Raw genomic sequence first — 16,042 nt, 5'->3', positions numbered from 1 at the left:
CGGTTAAATTAAAAATTTCTTATGAAACGGAAACGTGACTTTATCACATAACTCGCAATCTTGCCAAACGCCTGTTATGGGCTGTGTTTCTTCGTTAGTTAGTTTACATCTTTGATTATTGTAGTGTCTGAAAGTCTGTCGTGGAAACCGTTTGGTGTAAACAAAAATGAAATCCTGTCAAATGGAATTAGACGGCAAAATGATCTCCGTAAAATATCTCCATCTTTTGGTTTAGTACCATTTTTATCCACAACTTTTGTTTTGGTAATAAACTTTCCAATAGTCTTTTGATACCTTATTTCCATAAACGCATAGTAGCCTACATAACTTGCAAATAGGATAAGATATCCGAATAACATTTGAACGGGATCTTTTGCATTCAATTGAGAGGTTAAAATAGCTACAATTATAAACCACACAATTACGTCTATTATGAAATTTAAAAATCTTGTCCAAGAACTTACTTTTTTAGCTTCAAATTGGTCTTGTTTTTCAATCTTAGCTGTTAAGTCAACTTTAACTTGTTCAATTTTTGTTGTGTCTATGTTGCGTTTTTTGATTTCTTCTTCAGCAGCTTCAACAGCCAGAGGTTGGTATTTGTTCTTGTCTACAGTGACAATTTTGATAAGTTCATCGTCAGTTCTTTTTAACATTACGTCTTTAAAATCTGTATCCATTTTTTTATTTCTTGTTCGTTAATTTTTGCTTTTTAGTCGGCTAACATAGCCCATAACGTTCTGGCACTACAGCGGGTTTGGGGTTAAATTAAGCCCATTCTTCGGATTTGCTAAATCACCCCAAGTACAAAACCATTTTTACATTAAGCCTAATGCCCAAATCCGTTGTAGTGGCTGTTACCTGCTGTGTTTATTTAGGTTATAAGTTTGTCGTGTCAAAATATTTTTTAGCAAAGTCAGAAATTCGTTGATGTCTGTCAGCTATTTCTATTTCAGTCCAAACAGTTTTTTCTCTAATTTCTGTATAGCTTGATAGAGCAGTGTCTTGGAAAAGTTCACTTTTCTTTTCAAAAGATTTATTGCCAAACTTACTGTTTTGACTTTGTGTTAATAAAGCCAAATTGCCTACAAGCTGTAGAAAATTCTTTTTAAAATCTTCGCTATATACTTCATCAGTTGGATTTTGCGGTTTAATGTGTTCAATTGTATATTTGTTGTAAAGTTCTTTGTCTAACAACGCACCTGAACGGTTTATTTGTCTTAAATGATTTTCATATTGCCATAATACAAAGCGTATTGTATTACGATTATAATGCCACTTTTCATTATCAAAATAATTGATAATTATATTTTTGAACCTGTCGCCATCATTCCAATACCATTTAAAACCTGATTCCGTTACATTCTTTATGTCTTGATATAAGTTGTCAAGATTGTAAATTTCAGTTGGGCTGAAATACCTTTTAGCATAATGTGGTAAATAATCTGTTCGATAGTCGCCTAATTTTAATTTGAAACAAAGAATTTCAAGTAGTTTTAAAATTCGCTTGAACGTATCGCCTGAAACTTCTCCTTTGTTGAATAATGTAAGTAAAACCAATTTCCAATTTGCTTCGTTGCCAACAAAAAACAAGTTTGTAATTTCAGAAATGTTTTTATTACTAACAATGCTTTTCGCACTATGTGTTAATTCTACAAAATTTTCAAAGAATGATTTTATCCATTTGGTTTTATTTTCTTCTTTGTTTAGTTTTTCTTTAATTGCTTCAATGTTACCGTTTATGTTAAAGAATAAATTGCAATAGTTGTCTAAAAGTTCGCTTTCTGTGAAATAACTTTCAACTGCTTCAATGTGACGATACGTTTGAGAAATTTCTCTTTGAATGTCGGCAATATCATTATTTGCTTGAACGTCATTTGTACTTTGTATATAAATTTGGTGCATCAAATAAGCCTTGATAACCTCAAATCTTGATAATTCTTTTCCTCGGTTATTTTGGTATTCAAAAACTTGAGTAGCTTCCACTTTGTTTGTTATGTAGAAAGTACTAATGACTGCATTTTCTAAAGTCTGTTGAACCAAATACAAGCTGTCGCTGTCAAGTTTTGTTAATTCGGTTTCAAAAAAATTAAAGGCTTCAATAATTCTTTTTTGAGAAATTGTTTCAGTATCGTCAATTGCAGAAACTAAATGCTTTTGGCTTACTTTTTTGAAAATGATTTGGTCGTCTTCAATTGTTCTGAAAATATCGGTTAAATATGTTTCTTTTATTCCGTCAATATTTATTCCGTGTTTTTCTTGAATTTTTGCAATTGCAGAAAGAAATAAAATTGTTGTTGTTAAGCGTTGTTGCCCATCAATAATGAAAAGTGTTTCGCCATCTTTTTCAAATAGAAATTGACCTAAATAATATCGTTTACTTTTTTGTTCTAAAAGGTCTTCAAGAAATTGCGAGCATTGTTTGCTTTCCCAACTATATGCTCTTTGATAAGCTGGAATTCTAATACTTTCAGACGCTTCAAAAAGTGATTTTATATTTTCTGCTGTTTTGTTTTCAATTTGTGATTCGATTTCCATTCAATTTTGTTTTTAGTAATAGCATTAAAGGTGGCGAAGCCACCTTTAATGCTATATTTTTTTTTTAAGAAAAAATTATATGATTATTTCTGTTTTTGTTGTATTCAAATAAAGAATTTTTAATAGTATCAGCATCGTTTTTTGAAATATAGTTTGCCATAACCCAACCGCCTGTTGCTTTTATGCTAATATTTGCACCGAAAAGATGTTCGTCAACTCTTATGTTTCTAATAAAGCGGAAAGCGATAATGTTTTTATTAATACCAATGAAATACCAATTTCTTTTTTCGACTGTTATGGTTTCATTTTCATAATCTACAGTTAAAATCCAAGGATTTATTATATGAGCTATTTGACCATTAAAAAACAATGCTGATATAGAAGATTTAGATTTAATTAAATTCATTTTTAAAATGTTTTTATCCAAGAAATTATTCCGCTAATTAAAGCAATAAATAAAGCGATTATTAGTGCATAAATTCCATCTACAATATAATCTTTAAAAGTTATATCATATTCTCGATAACCTTTAGTACGTCTGCCATCTTTAACTCTTCCTTTTAAACTTCTATATCCCAATAATAAAATAAGTGTAATAATAAAGGAAGTTGAAAAAGCTTTGCTGAAACCATATTTGAAGCCACTTTTTATTTGAGGTTCATTTGGTTTAATTTCTTCCAAATAATTTTTGTTTACAAAACCTTGTTTATCAGAAATATTAATTTTAACCCATTCGCCTTCAACTGAAATTGCTTTAATTGTGTCGTTTTCATTCATTTTAGCAATTACATTCGCCTCTTTGTTTGTTTCTGCTCTTACATTTAAAGTTTTAGGTTTTACAATATAAGTTTGTGAAATAGCCAACTGTGTTGATAAAAACAACAATAAAAACCAATTAGATTTTATTAATTTCATTAGAATATTAAATATAGAATTAAAGCAATTATTAAAGACGAGTAAAAAAACTCAAGGTAAATATTTCTCTCATTTTTTTTAATTGATTTTTCAAGTTCAGACGCTTTCCAAATGTTATTCTCTTTTCTTACAATTTCATTTTCAATTTTGGAAATATTTGATTTTGCAAAATCAATATCGTCAATATGTTGGTCTAATAAATCTACTATTTCTTGTATTTTTCCCATTGCTTAATTATCTTAATTCAAATTTTGTAACTAAATCGTTTTGAATATTTATTTTTAATCTAAATGTGCCATCATTACCGCGATTATTTATTTTATCATAAAAATAAGTTTCCCATTTATTGTCAGCATCAGAACTTTCATTTATTTTTTCAGGATTTCCGATAAAGTAATCAAGAAAAATTTTGTGTAAGCCCACAAAAGGTTTTTCATTATTTACTAATTCATTTGTATTTTCTGCACCATATAATTCAATTAATTTTTCTTTTATTAAATTAAATTGTTGTCTTTTTATTTCATTTGTTTTATTGACTGCATTGTCTAAATTACTTTTAGTTTCAGCTAATTTGCTATTCTCATTTGTAATTTGCTCTCTTAACACTTCTTTTGAAATATTTTTAAGATTCTCTTTTGAGTTGTTATTTAAAATTAATTTGTCATCTTTTATTAGTTTTTCAATTTTAAAAATTGAAGATATTCTGTAGTACAAGATTATTAATAAAATTCCAACTCCAATGATTTTAAAAAACGAAAATAAATCATAGAAATAGTATAAAGTTCCAATTATTGTGAAAATGAAACCTATTAGAAAGGATTTTATAACTAATGAAAAATTACCTATAATATCTAATTGAACCAATTTGCTTTTTAGTAAATAAAGAAACCCAAAACATAATGCAGAAATAAAAAGTAAAGCTGACAAAAAATAACTTTTAAAAAGTTTTTTTAATACGAGCAGTTTTAAAGTTTCTTTTTTACTTGTAATTTCTTTTACATATTCACTTTTTACAAAACCATTCAATGAATCTTTGTAAATTGCTTTACTCCAACCATTTTCTGTTTCAGTAATTGTTATCGTGTCATCAGGTTTAATTTCGGTTATTATTTTTGAATCAGTTGTTGCATTTTCTCTTAAATTAATGTTCTTAATTGAAACTGCGGTTATTGTGTCATTACCGTAAAAATTGATACTGCAAAGTAGAAATAGGTAGAAGTAAATTTTCTTCATTGTTAAAATAATATTTAATTTTTATTTTCTGATTGTTTGTTTTCTGCAAAGCTAAAATGTCTATACGCCAAACTGTGTCGTTGTTTTTAGCACTTTCGTTCTTTTAACATAGCAGGTAACGTCTTGGCACTACAGCGGGTTTGGGACTAAATTAAGCCCTATTTTCGGATTTGCCAAATCATCCAAATACAAAACCATCTTTCCATTAAACCCAATGCCCAAATCCGTTGTAGTGGCTGTTGGTGGCAGTTTTTATTAGAATATTCTGTTTTCGTAATTTTGTAAATCTGTTCCGATTTTTTCAATTATTTGTTCTTGGTTTGTGTTGTTTGGAAAGTTCCAATTTAATTTATGATTACCCATAACACCAAGATTTGAAATCCAATCTATTTCTACAGAACTAAAATTTTCTGTTATTAAAAATTTGGTTACACTAGATGGATAAATACAACTAATTTCAATATGGTCTCTTGTCATTTTTGTAACACGAGCTTTTGGGTCACTCGTTAACCATTCTATTAAAAGTGAGTATTTATTTTTCATTCCGCCAAAGTTGTCAACTTGATTTTCAAGCATCTTATCGCGGTCTCTTAAGAAAAAATATATTACAATTCCAATTATTACTAATACTATTATCCAAGTCATTTTAATAAATTTTTTACGTTGTTAGGAATATTATTTTGAATTTCTGTAAAAAGTTCTCCTTCTGAAAATATTTCGTCTATTTCTTTTTGATAGCCAAGTTCATTTCCTATTTCCATTATTCTGCCAAAAGTTTGGTGTAAAGCATATTCTAAATTTTTACTTACGCCTGGAATCATAGGTGCATAAATTGGTGTTTTCAATGTCCATTTATAAATATCAATCCTGTTAAAAACTTCAATTTTCATAAGATATGAAGCAAGAAATAAATCTGACGTGACATCTTCGAAATCTTTTTTCTGTCTAATTTCATCAATCATTGAATAAAGACCATTTAATGATTTAGCCATTTTATTAAATTCTATTCCTTTACTAAAAAACCCCATAAGTTCTTCTTTTTTACGTTATTTTCTGGCAAAATTGCCACCAACTTGTTTATATACTCAGGTTTTGTGCAAAAAGATGAGTATATCTCTCTTTTTTGATTGTATATACTCAACTTGGGTTGCGTATTATTTTTTTATAAATCATCAAATGGAGATTTGATATTTTGTATGCTTTTGGTACTTACATGGGTATATATTTCGGTAGTTTTACTACTGCTATGTCCCAAAAGTTCCTGAATGTATCTCAAATCGGTTCCGCTTTCCAATAAATGCGTGGCATAACTATGGCGCAACCAATGCAAACTTACGGGCTTATTTATTTGAGCTAATCTAATGCTTTTTTTTAATACTTCTTCTAAACTTCTGTCAGAATATTTTGTATTTTCTCGTTGTCCTTCAAACAGCCATTTCTTTGGACGATATTCCTTGTAATAGTCTCTAAGCATTTCAATTATTTTATCGCTTATAGGCACTATTCTGTCTTTTTTTCCTTTTGATTGTTTGATGACAAGAAGTTTTCTGTCTGCTTGAATATCCTCAAAAGTGAGTTGTAAAAGTTCGCTTCGCCTTAATCCGCAAGCATAAATTAAACTCAACATTGTTTTATGTTTTGTATTTGTTAAAACGGTAAGAATCAATTTTATTTCTTCTTTGCTCAGTACATTAGGTAATACTTTCCCGCGTTTAGGGCGATGTATGGTATCAATAATTATTTGTTTATCTTGTATTGTTTTGAAAAATAGTTTTAGGGCATTAACGATTTGATTTTGATACGATGCCGATAAATTGTTTTTTAGAATAAATTCGTTATTGTAAATAATCACATCCTCGTTTGTAATTTCCGCAATTTGCTTTTCATGGTAAAATATTAAAAATGATTTCAGCGCTTCGCTATAGGTTTTTATGGTGCTGGGACTATATCTTTTTGACGATAGCCATTGTATGAATTTTGTAATGTGTTCAATTCCCTCGAGTGAAGGGAGAGAATTTGCTAGGGGGGCTATTTTAAAGCGTACTCTGTTTTCAATTGTATCCGGAATGTGCCAAACGGTTTTTTGTTGGCTCCATCGAGCGCCATCCACTTGTTTGATTCGTGCAATTAAGTCAACATCTTTTTCAAAATAAACAGCGATTCTGTTTTCGTTGTTGTGTTTTATCAGTTTTGCTGCCCAAGTCATATTGTGTTGGTTTTGTGATTGAAAGATACTAATTTTTTTACAAATATTGTTTTGTTAAGCGAAAGGTTCTTATGGTACTGAGGCTTTTTTGCGTGAGGGATAAAAGTGGAAATCCTTTTATGAAGCGTAGCGGAATAAAATATTGAAACGGATAGCCCGACCCGATTTTTCAGCGGGTCACGCCCAAAATTGTGAATTTTGGAAGGCTGATTTGAGTTTTAGTACCACTAATTTTTAAATAAAAAAGGTAGTGGACTTTGCGAAAAACTTTGCGAACTTTGCGGTCAAATAATAGAACATGAAATGAGCCTAACGCAAGTTTGAAATAAACACTGAATGGTTATGCAAATTACATATTGCTTCGCCTGTTCGCTATCGCTCGAGTCCTTTAAAAAACAAATATAAACTACGTATGAAAATAAATCCAAAAAACGGAATTGACAAGCTCATTTTCGGAATGAAACAAAATGATGTTACTGCTATTTACGGTAAACCTGACAGGAATTACAAGGACGAAGATGATAATGTGATTTTTGCCTACAATAAACTTAAAATGCGTTTGACTTTCTATGTCGAGGAAGATTTTAAATTAGGTTATATCGTGGCTTCGAGTCCGGAACTGGACTTGTTTGGGAATAAAGTGATCAACAGAAAAATCAGTGATGTCAAAAAAGATTTGGCTGCCAAAGGAATAACAAAATTCACTCAGGAAGAATTCGATACGTTTGAAAACTATTTTAATGAGGAAAACTGGATTATCTTTCAAACGGAATTTGATGAGGTTGTGAAATTTGAGATTGGTGCAATTATCAATCAAAAAGATCAATTTGACTGGAAATTCGGAAAGAAATAATAGGCTAAGATTATAACGTGCAGCAGCTGTTTCGGATGTTAAAAACTTAAACAGACTTATTCCTTATATGGTTTAAAACATAGAAGGTTAAGACTTAAAATTTTAAAATAGTATTGCATAAAAAAACCGACAGGTTATTAAAACGTGTCGGGTTTGTTTATTTTATGCTTTTTAAATTTACTGTTTTGGAGCCGGTTGTTTTTCAAACATTTCCAATTCGAAAACAAGATTCGTATTGGGAGGAATAACACCACCAGCACCTCTTTGTCCATACGCCAAGTTTGATGGGATGAAAATCACTGCTTTGTCTCCATATGACAATAGTTTTAATGCTTCTAAAAATCCAGGAATCATTCCTTCATTTTTACCCGCTTCAATAGGGAAGGCTTGGTATCCGTTTTGTGCGGCTCTGTTTGCATCGTATTTTCCGTAGACTTTGCAAACGTCTTCATAACTGCTGTCAAATAAGGTTCCGTCCTCAAAATAACCGGCATAATGAAAATAGAAAGTTGTTCCGTCAGCTGGTTTTACACCGCTTCCTTTTTGAACTATTTTATAGGCTAAACTTGAAGCTGTAGTTGTAGCTGTCGCTTTTGCTGTTTTTAAATAATCAGCTTTTGCAGTGATAACGCTACCGTATTTTTCAAAATACGCTTTTTTCTCTTCTGCTTGAATAGCTGCTTGCTTTTTTTGGTTTTCGGCATCAATTAAAGCTTGTTTCTTAGCGTCTTCGGCTTTGTTGCCATAATAGTCTGTGAATACTTTTGGGGCGTCAAATTGTTTTGCCAAAGCTCCTTTTCTGGTAATGGTAATTTTTGTTATAACATCATCTTGAGCAATCAAGTTTACAACATTCATTCCTTGTGTTACATGTCCAAAAATAGTATGTTTTCCGTTTAACCAAGGCGTGTCTTTGTGCGTGATAAAGAATTGGCTTCCATTAGTGGTTGGACCTGAATTGGCCATAGCTAAAATGCCGCCTTTATCAAATTTCAAATCGGTAAACTCATCTTTGAATGCATATCCCGGACCACCAGAACCGTTTCCGGATGGATCACCACCTTGAATCATGAAATCTTTGATAACACGGTGGAATTTCAAACCATCAAAAAATGGTTTTCCTTTTAGTTTTTCATCCGCCACAAAAGTATTTTTTCCTTCGGAAAGTGCGATGAAGTTAGCTACCGTTACCGGCGTTTTTTGGTATTCCAGCTGAACGGTAATATCTCCTTTGGTGGTAGAAATGGTCGCGAAAATCCCCTCGATAGCTACTGGAGCTTTTACAACTGTTTTGACTGCAGTTACGGGCTTTTTGGTAGAAACTGGTTTCTTAGTTTGAGAATGTACAGTTAACATTCCTAAGAATAATAAAATTAGAATTTTAAATTTCATCGGGTAATAATTTAAGGTCTGACGTTTTTAGTTATTGTTTCATTAATTCAATTTCAAAAATAATATTGGCATTTGGCGGAATTACTCCTCCTGCTCCAGCTGGTCCATATGCCAATTTTGACGGAATGAAGAGTACTGCTTTGTCACCAAAAGATAAATTCTCCAATCCTTCAATGAAACCAGGAATCATGCCATCTTTTTTTCCTGCTTGAAAAGGAATGGGTTGGTAACCGTTTTGAGCGGCTCTGTTTTCATCATATTTCCCAAAAGTTTTAGCATCACTTTCTACACTTGCGTCAAAAAGTTCACCGTCTTCCAGAAAACCGGCATAATGAATATAAATTGTAGCACCGTTAGCGGGTTTTTTGCCACCGCTTTTTTTAGTGATTACATATTGCAATCCAGTTGGTGTTTTTGTTGCTTTGGTTTTTAAAGCTGCAAAATAAGCAACTTTTTGGTCTCTAACTGCTTTGTATTTCTCGTCGTATATTCTTTTGTTTTCAGCATCAAGAGCTGCTTTTTTCTTTTGATTTTGAGATTCTACAGAGAAATAATCATTAAATATTTTTACAGCATCAAATTTTTTGGCTGCTTCACCATTTCGGATGATTGTCACTTTGTTAATGAAGTCGTTTTGCTCAATCTTGTTCACGACATCCATACCTTTTTCTACTACATGACCAAAAATAGTGTGTTTGCCATCTAGCCAAGGTGTCGCAAGGTGCGTAATGAAAAACTGGCTGCTGTTAGTTGCCGGACCGTTATTGGCCATAGCCAAAACACCGCCTTTATCAAATTTTAAGTCCGTAAACTCGTCTTTGAATTTATAACCGGTATCTCCAGATCCAGTTCCTAATGGATCTCCCGTTTGTATCATAAATTCTTTAATTACTCTGTGAAATTTTAAACCGTCGAAAAAAGGTCTGTTTTTAAGGTTTTCATTGGTAACAAATTCGTTTTTTCCTTCGGCCAAAGTCACATAATTGGCTACTGTTATTGGTGCTTTTTCAAAATTTAATTGTACTATAATTTCACCTTTATTGGTTTCAATTTTAGCATATAAACCATCAGGAAGACTGTTGTGTTCTTCTTTGCAAGAATACAATGTGGTTAGTACCAGTAATACGAATAGGAAGCTTTTTTTCATTTCTAAATTTATTGTGTTATAGTATCTTTTGATTTGGTTTCTGTGGCAACTTCCTGTTTAACAACCGGAGGCGTTGTGGGTTGTACTTGATTCTGCTTTTTATACGTAGCTTCCGGCATAAAATCACGTAAAGTCACGATGCAAAGTAAAGGCTGATTAGCACCTATTTTTTTGTTGTCGCCATGATAACCGTAGCCCATATGTGAGTTGAAAAGGAAGTTTACTTTTTCTTTTTTGTGCATCAATTTGATACCGTCTCTCAATCCCATCATGATATTTTGTTTGTCAACATAATATACTTGTGGTCTTAATTCGATTTCGGAATAAATGATATTGCCCTTCAAATCTTTTATTTCGTAATCAAAGAATGCCACATCCCCTTTTTTAGGCGTTAGCGTATCTTTTTCATTTTTTAGCGAATAAGAATACCAATATCCTTTGGTCGAAGCAATGAATTTTACATTAGAATTTCTTCTGATAACAGCATCGATTTGTCCTTCCTCGCCGGCAATTAATTTTTTATTTCGCGCAATGGATTTCTTCATGAAGGTTCCCGAAGTTTGAGAAATAGGTCTGCGGGCTTCCTGATGTTGCTTACAACTTGAAACTAATACGAACAAAAAGAATGCAATGACGATTAACTTGCTGTTTTTCATGTATTATATGGTTAGTTTTGTTACTAAATTTTCAAATTTCTTTATGGTTTCTTGCATCGATACTTCTGATTTTCCACCAGCAGCATTGCGATGTCCACCACCATGGAAATGGTCTCTCGCAAATTGATTGACATCAAAATCACCTTGCGAACGGAACGAAATCTTGATTATTTTTTCTTCTTTATTTTCGATGAAAATAGCGGTAAAAAGAATTCCTTTAATGCTTAATCCATAATTTACAATGCCTTCCGTATCTCCTTTTACATAATCAAAAGAGTTTAACTCGTCCTGTGTAAGTGTCGTGTAAGCGGTTTTATGTTCCGTAATCACTTTCATGTTTTGAAGCGCTCTTCCCAGTAGCTGTAAACGCCCATAGGAGCTGTTATCAAATAATAGGGTTGGAATCTCCGTATTTTCTACACCTAAATCAATTAATTCAGCAACAATTCTGTGGGTATCTCCAGTTGTTTTTGGAAAACGAAAAGAACCTGAATCCGTTAGAATTCCAGTGTAAATGCAAGTCCCGATAGGTTTGTCGATGTCTTCTTTTTTTCCAAGGAAACAAATGAAGTTGTAAAGCATTTCGCAAGTAGACCCAAACGAAGTATCTGAATAGGTAAATGTAGCGTAATCATCCGGTTTCTGATGATGATCAATCATTATAAATGGTGCTTTCAGCGTAGCTAAAACAGTTTCCATTTCACCTGTACGGTGCAAAGCATTAAAATCTAATGTGAAAATTACTTCTGCATCTTCCAATATTTTGGTGCAGTTTTCTTTGTCTTTTTCGTATATCTTGACCGTTTCTGATCCGGGCATCCAAGCTAAAAAATCAGGGAATTCATTTGGTGAAATCACAACTGGATGGTGGTTGTTTTTTAATAAAAAATGATATAATCCTAAAGTAGAGCCCATAGCGTCTCCATCAGGACCTCGGTGTGGAATTATGGCAATTTTTTTTGGAGTTGATAATAACAACTGTATCGCTTGAATGTCTTGTATTTTCATAGTGTGCGAAATTACATTTTTTTAATGTAATGTTGAAATCATTTATATAATTAACAAACTTTTACAATGTTACAGAAGTTCCATGTCTTTTCTTTTTACTTTTTGGTACAAATGGTATTTTGCACCTTTTACAATTTGAGCTTTGTAAATCCCAACAGAACCGGAACTAAAGTAAGCGATAATGCAAGCAATACCAATGAAAACACCACTTTCTATCCCAAAAAGTTCCATTCCCATAACTGTACAGGCAATAGGAGTGTGGGTTGCTCCCGAAAAAACAGCAACAAATCCCATTCCTGCTAAAATTGCGATTGGCAAAGGGATTAGAAGCGATAAAGCACTTCCTAGTGTGGCACCCACAAAAAATAACGGTGTTACTTCACCACCTTTGAATCCTGCGCCCAGCGTAAATCCGGTGAATAGTATTTTTAGCAGAAAATCGTAGGAAGCATTTGGATTCGAAAATGCATCAACAATCATAGGAACTCCTAAACCGATGTATTTTGTGGTTCCAATAAGATAAATTGCCAAAGCAAGGATTATTCCCCCTATAAAAGGGCGAAGTGGAGGAAAGGATATAGTTTTCGAAAATAATTCGCCCCAAAAATGAGTGCTCCGGGAAAATAACATGGAGGCCAAACCAAATAATAGGCTCGCAAGAATTACCCAAAGTAAGTTGGTTAAATTCATTTCAGGAATAGTGGGAATACTATAATGCGTATGTTTTACTTCCCAGAATTCAACCGTGAAATAAGCAACGTAAGCGGTTATAAAAGACAACGGAATGCTTTTGAAACTGATTTTACTGAAATATAAAACTTCTAAAGCAAAAAGTGTTCCGGCCAAAGGTGTTCCAAAAACCGATGCAAAACCTGCACTGATTCCCAGAATGATTAGTGTCTTTCTATCCGAATTGTCAAGTTTAAAAAGTTTAGTGAATTGATCTGAAATTGCGCCTCCCATTTGTACAGCTGTGCCTTCTCGACCTGCAGAACCTCCAAAAAGATGCGTTATTAAGGTGCCGATGAGTACTAAAGGCGCCATTTTTAAAGGAATTGTTTTCTGGGGGTTTTCGTATTCTTCCAGTAATAAATTATTGCCTTTAACTACTGACTTTCCGTAATAATGGTAACACAATCCTATGATGAGACCGCCTATTGGCAAAAACCAAATAAGCCAGTTATTTTGTTCTCTATAGTGTGTAACCCATTCCAGTGCAACTAAAAAAAATGCTGAAGCTGATCCAGAAAAAATGCCTGTCAAAGCACAAATGAAAAACCATTTGACTGTGACAAGCATTATTTTTTTAGCGTTTTCTAAATTCATTATAGAACGATCAGATTTTTTGGCTAAAGTATTACAATCCTTCCTGAACTAAAGGTTTTTCAGGAGCTATTGCTGTAAATTCGATTTCTACCAAATATTCGGGAGCAACTAATTGATTGATCCCGTAAAAACCAGTTGTCGGTTTTATGTCTTTAAAAAATTTGGCGTGAGCCGTAGCAACCGCTTCAAATGTAGCAACGTCAGTAGTGAAAATTCGGGTACGAATGACATCTTTCATACTTACATTCAGGTCTTCCAGCACTTTTTCCACACGCTCTAAAATATTAAGAGTTTGTGCATGCGCATCGTCAGCTTTTACTTTTTCACCGTCTATTATAGCTACTGTTCCTGATACTTCAATGATGTTTCCAATACGTACCGCACGACAATATCCCATTTTATCTTCCCATGGTGAGCCTGTCAATATGTTTTCTCTTTTCATTTTGTTTGTTTTTAACTGATTTTTAAAATATTAGAACCTAATTTAAATTTTGGTATATTTTTTGCAATTTAGAAAAAAAATGAGAAATAAAAAACACTGATTTTTAATTAAAAAGTTCAATTTCGAGAAATCAATTTTAGAAAATCTTATGATTTAAAATGTAATAAAATTGGAAATTGAATGTTATTAAAGAAAGTGAAATTACACCATTTTGTGTTCAGTTACGTTTGGTTTTTTATTTTAAAAAAAATACAAGCACCTACAAGTTAATCTAAAAAGTTATGAAAAGAATTCTATTTTTAATTATTGTTATAGGTATGTCCCTAAGTGGATATGCACAGAATGAATTTAGCTCTAAATTTAAAGCAATTCCGCCTAAAAATATAAAACCGAAAATAAAAAAAGTAATTCCGCCAAAAGCAGAGTTGCCAAAAATTGCAAGTCCAAAAGTGATAAAAAAACTAGATGTCCCTCTTGATATTCCAAAAGTCAATTTTGTGAATCCTGAGAAAATTACTAAAAAAGCAGAAAATTTAGAGGTTGTTACTTATAAGAAAAATCAAAATTTAGGAACTTTTAAAACGGGTTCTCTTACTGCTAAAGTAAGATATCGCGATGCTGCTTATGTTGATGGGGATAAGATTAGAGTATATTTAAATGATAAGGTAATAGCTTACGAGGTTGTTTTGGATGGCGATTTTAAAGGTTTCGAGATAAAATTAGAAAAAGGGATTAATAAGATTGATTTTGAGGCGTTGAACGAAGGTTTTGCACCTCCTAACACAGCAGAATTTGAAGTGTATGATGATAAAGGAAAAATTATTTCTTCTAGCCAATGGAATCTTGGGGTAGATTTTAAAGCAACTTTAATATTAATGAAAGAATAGGAATGTTCTTTTTTTAATTCGATAAATAAATAAAATTAATTTATACTATTTTTGTTGTTTGCACTATGTTTTTAGTTTTAAATTTTTAATAAATATTGATTTATCAATATTCACTTTATATGAAACAGATTCTTTTTTTTATAATAATCAGTATTGGTATTTCTTCAAAAAGCTATAGTCAGGTTGAATTTAGTAAAAAGTTTAAAGCAATTCCACCTATAAATAAAAGTCCGAAGTTTAAAAAAACAATCCCTCCTGAAACGGATATACCACCAACTTACACTCCAAATGTTTTTAAAAGCCCTGAAATTAAAACCCCTAGTTCAGTATTAAAAATTGGGGAAGCAAGTACTATAAACATGACTCCAAAAAACGATTTTGCTAATCCAGGAGATGTTTATATGGATAAAATGGAAAAGGATTTAGGGAAAACATTGGTCAAAGAGGGTTTAAAAGAAGATTCAAGACTTTTAGTTAAAATTGATGTCAATTTTGGTGAGATTAGAACAAAATCGAAATTCTTTTTAATTAAATATCGGGATTTTGGGCAGATTGATGGGGATTTAGCCAAAGCTACTATGAATGCAGCTGTCGTTCAAGAACGATTATTGATGAAAGCGAATTATCAAGAATTTAAAATATTTCTTATAGAAGGAATAAATACATTCGAAATAGAAGCTTTAAATAGAGGCGCTTTAGGCGGAAATACTGCGGAATTTCAAATTTATGATGACAAAGGACAACTTGTTAAGTCTGATTATTGGGAAAATTGGGATGCAGGAGTAAAAGGGAAGTTTGTAATTATTAAAGAATAAAGCGTAATTGAAAACTGCTGATTTGTTAAAACGGATCAGCAGTAACTTTAAATTTCATTTCAGATTTTACAGTAATATCTTTTGTTACGGATTCTTTGATAACCGCTTTTGCTCTTATTTTGTAAGAAGAAGCTTTAATGTATTTGTCTAATTTTTGTGAAGTACAAATTAGATTTAAAGTATTTACGGTGGAATTAATATCATCTAAATACGCTAATTCGATTTCATCATTAGTATCTGTTGAAATGTACAAATGAATTGATTTTAAGAAACTAAATGTTTTGTCCGTTGGGTCAGTTATCGTCAATTTTAATTCAGTCAATTTTACATCTTTTACTAAATCAGCTTTTGTATTGTTATTTTGAAACTCAGCACTTGAATTCGTAGTGACATCTGGTGTGATTATTTCAGTGGCGAGGTTAAGAGGAAATCCACTGGCTATTTTAAAGCTAGTTTCGTTAGATACTGTAAAAGTCAATAATTTATCGACAACACTACAGGAAACTATAAAAAGAGCGAAAAGTGAAAGTATTGCGTATGTTTTAATTTTCATTGTTTTTTAATTTTTATGTATTCATTATATAAGGTTAACTCAAAATGGTACCGTATATTTCATGTGTACTTAAA

At 31.9% G+C, this 16,042-nt stretch carries 19 protein-coding genes; 3 read left to right on the top strand and 16 right to left on the bottom strand.

Annotated features, from left to right (window positions below):
- Positions 1-98 precede the first annotated feature (98 nt).
- The 9 genes from ACM55H_RS06910 to xerA all read right to left on the bottom strand — a co-directional run bounded on the left by ACM55H_RS06910 (position 99) and on the right by xerA (position 6,889).
- Positions 99-677: an RDD family protein gene (locus ACM55H_RS06910; RefSeq protein ID WP_416835822.1), complete on the bottom strand. Its 579-nt coding sequence runs from the start codon at positions 675-677 to the stop codon at positions 99-101.
- Between the two features lie 199 nt (positions 678-876).
- Positions 877-2,535 (bottom strand): DUF262 domain-containing protein, encoded by a 1,659-nt coding sequence (locus ACM55H_RS06905; protein ID WP_416835821.1) that lies wholly within the window; start codon positions 2,533-2,535, stop codon positions 877-879.
- A gap of 64 nt (positions 2,536-2,599) precedes the next feature.
- Complete coding sequence (locus ACM55H_RS06900; RefSeq protein ID WP_416835820.1) at positions 2,600-2,941, bottom strand: hypothetical protein; 342 nt, start codon at positions 2,939-2,941, stop codon at positions 2,600-2,602.
- Positions 2,942-2,943: 2 nt separating this feature from the next.
- Positions 2,944-3,450: an SH3 domain-containing protein gene (locus ACM55H_RS06895; RefSeq protein WP_416835819.1), complete on the bottom strand. Its 507-nt coding sequence runs from the start codon at positions 3,448-3,450 to the stop codon at positions 2,944-2,946.
- A complete protein-coding gene (locus ACM55H_RS06890; RefSeq protein WP_416835818.1) occupies positions 3,450-3,677 on the bottom strand; it encodes a hypothetical protein in 228 nt (75 codons plus the stop codon). Before ACM55H_RS06890 ends, ACM55H_RS06895 begins: the two co-directional genes overlap by 1 nt.
- 7 nt (positions 3,678-3,684) lie before the next feature.
- Positions 3,685-4,683, bottom strand: coding sequence for an SH3 domain-containing protein (locus ACM55H_RS06885; RefSeq protein ID WP_416835817.1), 999 nt, complete (start codon positions 4,681-4,683; stop codon positions 3,685-3,687).
- 255 nt (positions 4,684-4,938) lie between these two features.
- Complete coding sequence (locus ACM55H_RS06880; RefSeq protein WP_416835816.1) at positions 4,939-5,328, bottom strand: hypothetical protein; 390 nt, start codon at positions 5,326-5,328, stop codon at positions 4,939-4,941.
- A complete protein-coding gene (locus ACM55H_RS06875) occupies positions 5,325-5,711 on the bottom strand; it encodes a hypothetical protein (protein WP_416835815.1) in 387 nt (128 codons plus the stop codon). The genes ACM55H_RS06880 and ACM55H_RS06875 overlap by 4 nt, the downstream gene beginning before the upstream one ends.
- Before the next feature lie 134 nt (positions 5,712-5,845).
- Positions 5,846-6,889 (bottom strand): site-specific tyrosine recombinase/integron integrase, encoded by a 1,044-nt coding sequence (xerA, locus tag ACM55H_RS06870; protein WP_416835814.1) that lies wholly within the window; start codon positions 6,887-6,889, stop codon positions 5,846-5,848.
- Between the two features lie 412 nt (positions 6,890-7,301).
- On the opposite strand from xerA, the gene ACM55H_RS06865 reads away from it, so the two are divergent.
- A complete protein-coding gene (locus tag ACM55H_RS06865) occupies positions 7,302-7,742 on the top strand; it encodes a hypothetical protein (protein WP_416835813.1) in 441 nt (146 codons plus the stop codon).
- A 177-nt stretch (positions 7,743-7,919) separates the two neighbouring features.
- On the opposite strand, the gene ACM55H_RS06860 is transcribed toward ACM55H_RS06865, so the two are convergent.
- The 6 genes from ACM55H_RS06860 to ACM55H_RS06835 all read right to left on the bottom strand — a co-directional run bounded on the left by ACM55H_RS06860 (position 7,920) and on the right by ACM55H_RS06835 (position 13,713).
- Positions 7,920-9,134, bottom strand: a complete 1,215-nt coding sequence (locus tag ACM55H_RS06860; protein WP_416835812.1) for a peptidylprolyl isomerase — start codon at positions 9,132-9,134, stop codon at positions 7,920-7,922.
- Between the two features lie 31 nt (positions 9,135-9,165).
- Positions 9,166-10,281: a peptidylprolyl isomerase gene (locus ACM55H_RS06855; RefSeq protein ID WP_416835811.1), complete on the bottom strand. Its 1,116-nt coding sequence runs from the start codon at positions 10,279-10,281 to the stop codon at positions 9,166-9,168.
- An 8-nt stretch (positions 10,282-10,289) separates the two neighbouring features.
- Positions 10,290-10,937 carry a gliding motility-associated peptidyl-prolyl isomerase GldI gene (gene gldI / locus ACM55H_RS06850; protein WP_416835810.1) on the bottom strand — a complete coding sequence of 216 codons (648 nt, stop codon included), beginning with the start codon at positions 10,935-10,937 and terminating at the stop codon, positions 10,290-10,292.
- A 3-nt stretch (positions 10,938-10,940) separates the two neighbouring features.
- On the bottom strand, positions 10,941-11,945 hold the full coding sequence (locus ACM55H_RS06845) for a DHH family phosphoesterase (protein ID WP_416835809.1): 1,005 nt from the start codon (positions 11,943-11,945) through the stop codon (positions 10,941-10,943).
- A gap of 69 nt (positions 11,946-12,014) precedes the next feature.
- Complete coding sequence (locus ACM55H_RS06840; RefSeq protein ID WP_416835808.1) at positions 12,015-13,271, bottom strand: voltage-gated chloride channel family protein; 1,257 nt, start codon at positions 13,269-13,271, stop codon at positions 12,015-12,017.
- 31 nt (positions 13,272-13,302) lie between these two features.
- Positions 13,303-13,713, bottom strand: a complete 411-nt coding sequence (locus ACM55H_RS06835) for a RidA family protein (protein WP_416835807.1) — start codon at positions 13,711-13,713, stop codon at positions 13,303-13,305.
- A gap of 281 nt (positions 13,714-13,994) precedes the next feature.
- Here ACM55H_RS06835 and ACM55H_RS06830 point away from each other — a divergent pair, with 281 nt between their 5' ends.
- Both ACM55H_RS06830 and ACM55H_RS06825 read left to right on the top strand, forming a co-directional pair.
- Complete coding sequence (locus ACM55H_RS06830; protein ID WP_416835806.1) at positions 13,995-14,600, top strand: hypothetical protein; 606 nt, start codon at positions 13,995-13,997, stop codon at positions 14,598-14,600.
- A 119-nt stretch (positions 14,601-14,719) separates the two neighbouring features.
- Positions 14,720-15,415: a hypothetical protein gene (locus ACM55H_RS06825; RefSeq protein WP_416835805.1), complete on the top strand. Its 696-nt coding sequence runs from the start codon at positions 14,720-14,722 to the stop codon at positions 15,413-15,415.
- Between the two features lie 25 nt (positions 15,416-15,440).
- Here the strand turns inward: ACM55H_RS06825 and ACM55H_RS06820 are convergent, their stop codons facing one another.
- On the bottom strand, positions 15,441-15,968 hold the full coding sequence (locus ACM55H_RS06820) for a hypothetical protein (protein ID WP_416835804.1): 528 nt from the start codon (positions 15,966-15,968) through the stop codon (positions 15,441-15,443).
- Positions 15,969-16,042: the final 74 nt, after the last annotated feature.

Source organism: Flavobacterium cryoconiti (assembly GCF_048158645.1).
Taxonomy (GTDB): Bacteria; Bacteroidota; Bacteroidia; order Flavobacteriales; family Flavobacteriaceae; genus Flavobacterium; species Flavobacterium cryoconiti.
This window is presented reverse-complemented; position numbering and strand designations above follow the sequence as displayed.

Excerpts from the sequence above, each read along its gene's own strand:
- ACM55H_RS06825 (WP_416835805.1), top strand. The coding sequence starts at position 14,720 with ATGAAACAGATTCTTTTTTTTATAATAATCAGTATTGGTATTTCTTCA.
- ACM55H_RS06900 (WP_416835820.1), bottom strand. The coding sequence starts at position 2,941 with ATGAATTTAATTAAATCTAAATCTTCTATATCAGCATTGTTTTTTAAT.
- ACM55H_RS06895 (WP_416835819.1), bottom strand. The coding sequence starts at position 3,450 with ATGAAATTAATAAAATCTAATTGGTTTTTATTGTTGTTTTTATCAACA.
- ACM55H_RS06855 (WP_416835811.1), bottom strand. The coding sequence starts at position 10,281 with ATGAAAAAAAGCTTCCTATTCGTATTACTGGTACTAACCACATTGTAT.
- ACM55H_RS06820 (WP_416835804.1), bottom strand. The coding sequence starts at position 15,968 with ATGAAAATTAAAACATACGCAATACTTTCACTTTTCGCTCTTTTTATA.
- xerA (WP_416835814.1), bottom strand. The coding sequence starts at position 6,889 with ATGACTTGGGCAGCAAAACTGATAAAACACAACAACGAAAACAGAATC.
- ACM55H_RS06845 (WP_416835809.1), bottom strand. The coding sequence starts at position 11,945 with ATGAAAATACAAGACATTCAAGCGATACAGTTGTTATTATCAACTCCA.
- ACM55H_RS06880 (WP_416835816.1), bottom strand. The coding sequence starts at position 5,328 with ATGACTTGGATAATAGTATTAGTAATAATTGGAATTGTAATATATTTT.
- ACM55H_RS06830 (WP_416835806.1), top strand. The coding sequence starts at position 13,995 with ATGAAAAGAATTCTATTTTTAATTATTGTTATAGGTATGTCCCTAAGT.
- gldI (WP_416835810.1), bottom strand. The coding sequence starts at position 10,937 with ATGAAAAACAGCAAGTTAATCGTCATTGCATTCTTTTTGTTCGTATTA.
- ACM55H_RS06835 (WP_416835807.1), bottom strand. The coding sequence starts at position 13,713 with ATGAAAAGAGAAAACATATTGACAGGCTCACCATGGGAAGATAAAATG.
- ACM55H_RS06840 (WP_416835808.1), bottom strand. The coding sequence starts at position 13,271 with ATGAATTTAGAAAACGCTAAAAAAATAATGCTTGTCACAGTCAAATGG.
- ACM55H_RS06860 (WP_416835812.1), bottom strand. The coding sequence starts at position 9,134 with ATGAAATTTAAAATTCTAATTTTATTATTCTTAGGAATGTTAACTGTA.
- ACM55H_RS06890 (WP_416835818.1), bottom strand. The coding sequence starts at position 3,677 with ATGGGAAAAATACAAGAAATAGTAGATTTATTAGACCAACATATTGAC.
- ACM55H_RS06875 (WP_416835815.1), bottom strand. The coding sequence starts at position 5,711 with ATGGGGTTTTTTAGTAAAGGAATAGAATTTAATAAAATGGCTAAATCA.
- ACM55H_RS06885 (WP_416835817.1), bottom strand. The coding sequence starts at position 4,683 with ATGAAGAAAATTTACTTCTACCTATTTCTACTTTGCAGTATCAATTTT.
- ACM55H_RS06910 (WP_416835822.1), bottom strand. The coding sequence starts at position 677 with ATGGATACAGATTTTAAAGACGTAATGTTAAAAAGAACTGACGATGAA.
- ACM55H_RS06905 (WP_416835821.1), bottom strand. The coding sequence starts at position 2,535 with ATGGAAATCGAATCACAAATTGAAAACAAAACAGCAGAAAATATAAAA.
- ACM55H_RS06865 (WP_416835813.1), top strand. The coding sequence starts at position 7,302 with ATGAAAATAAATCCAAAAAACGGAATTGACAAGCTCATTTTCGGAATG.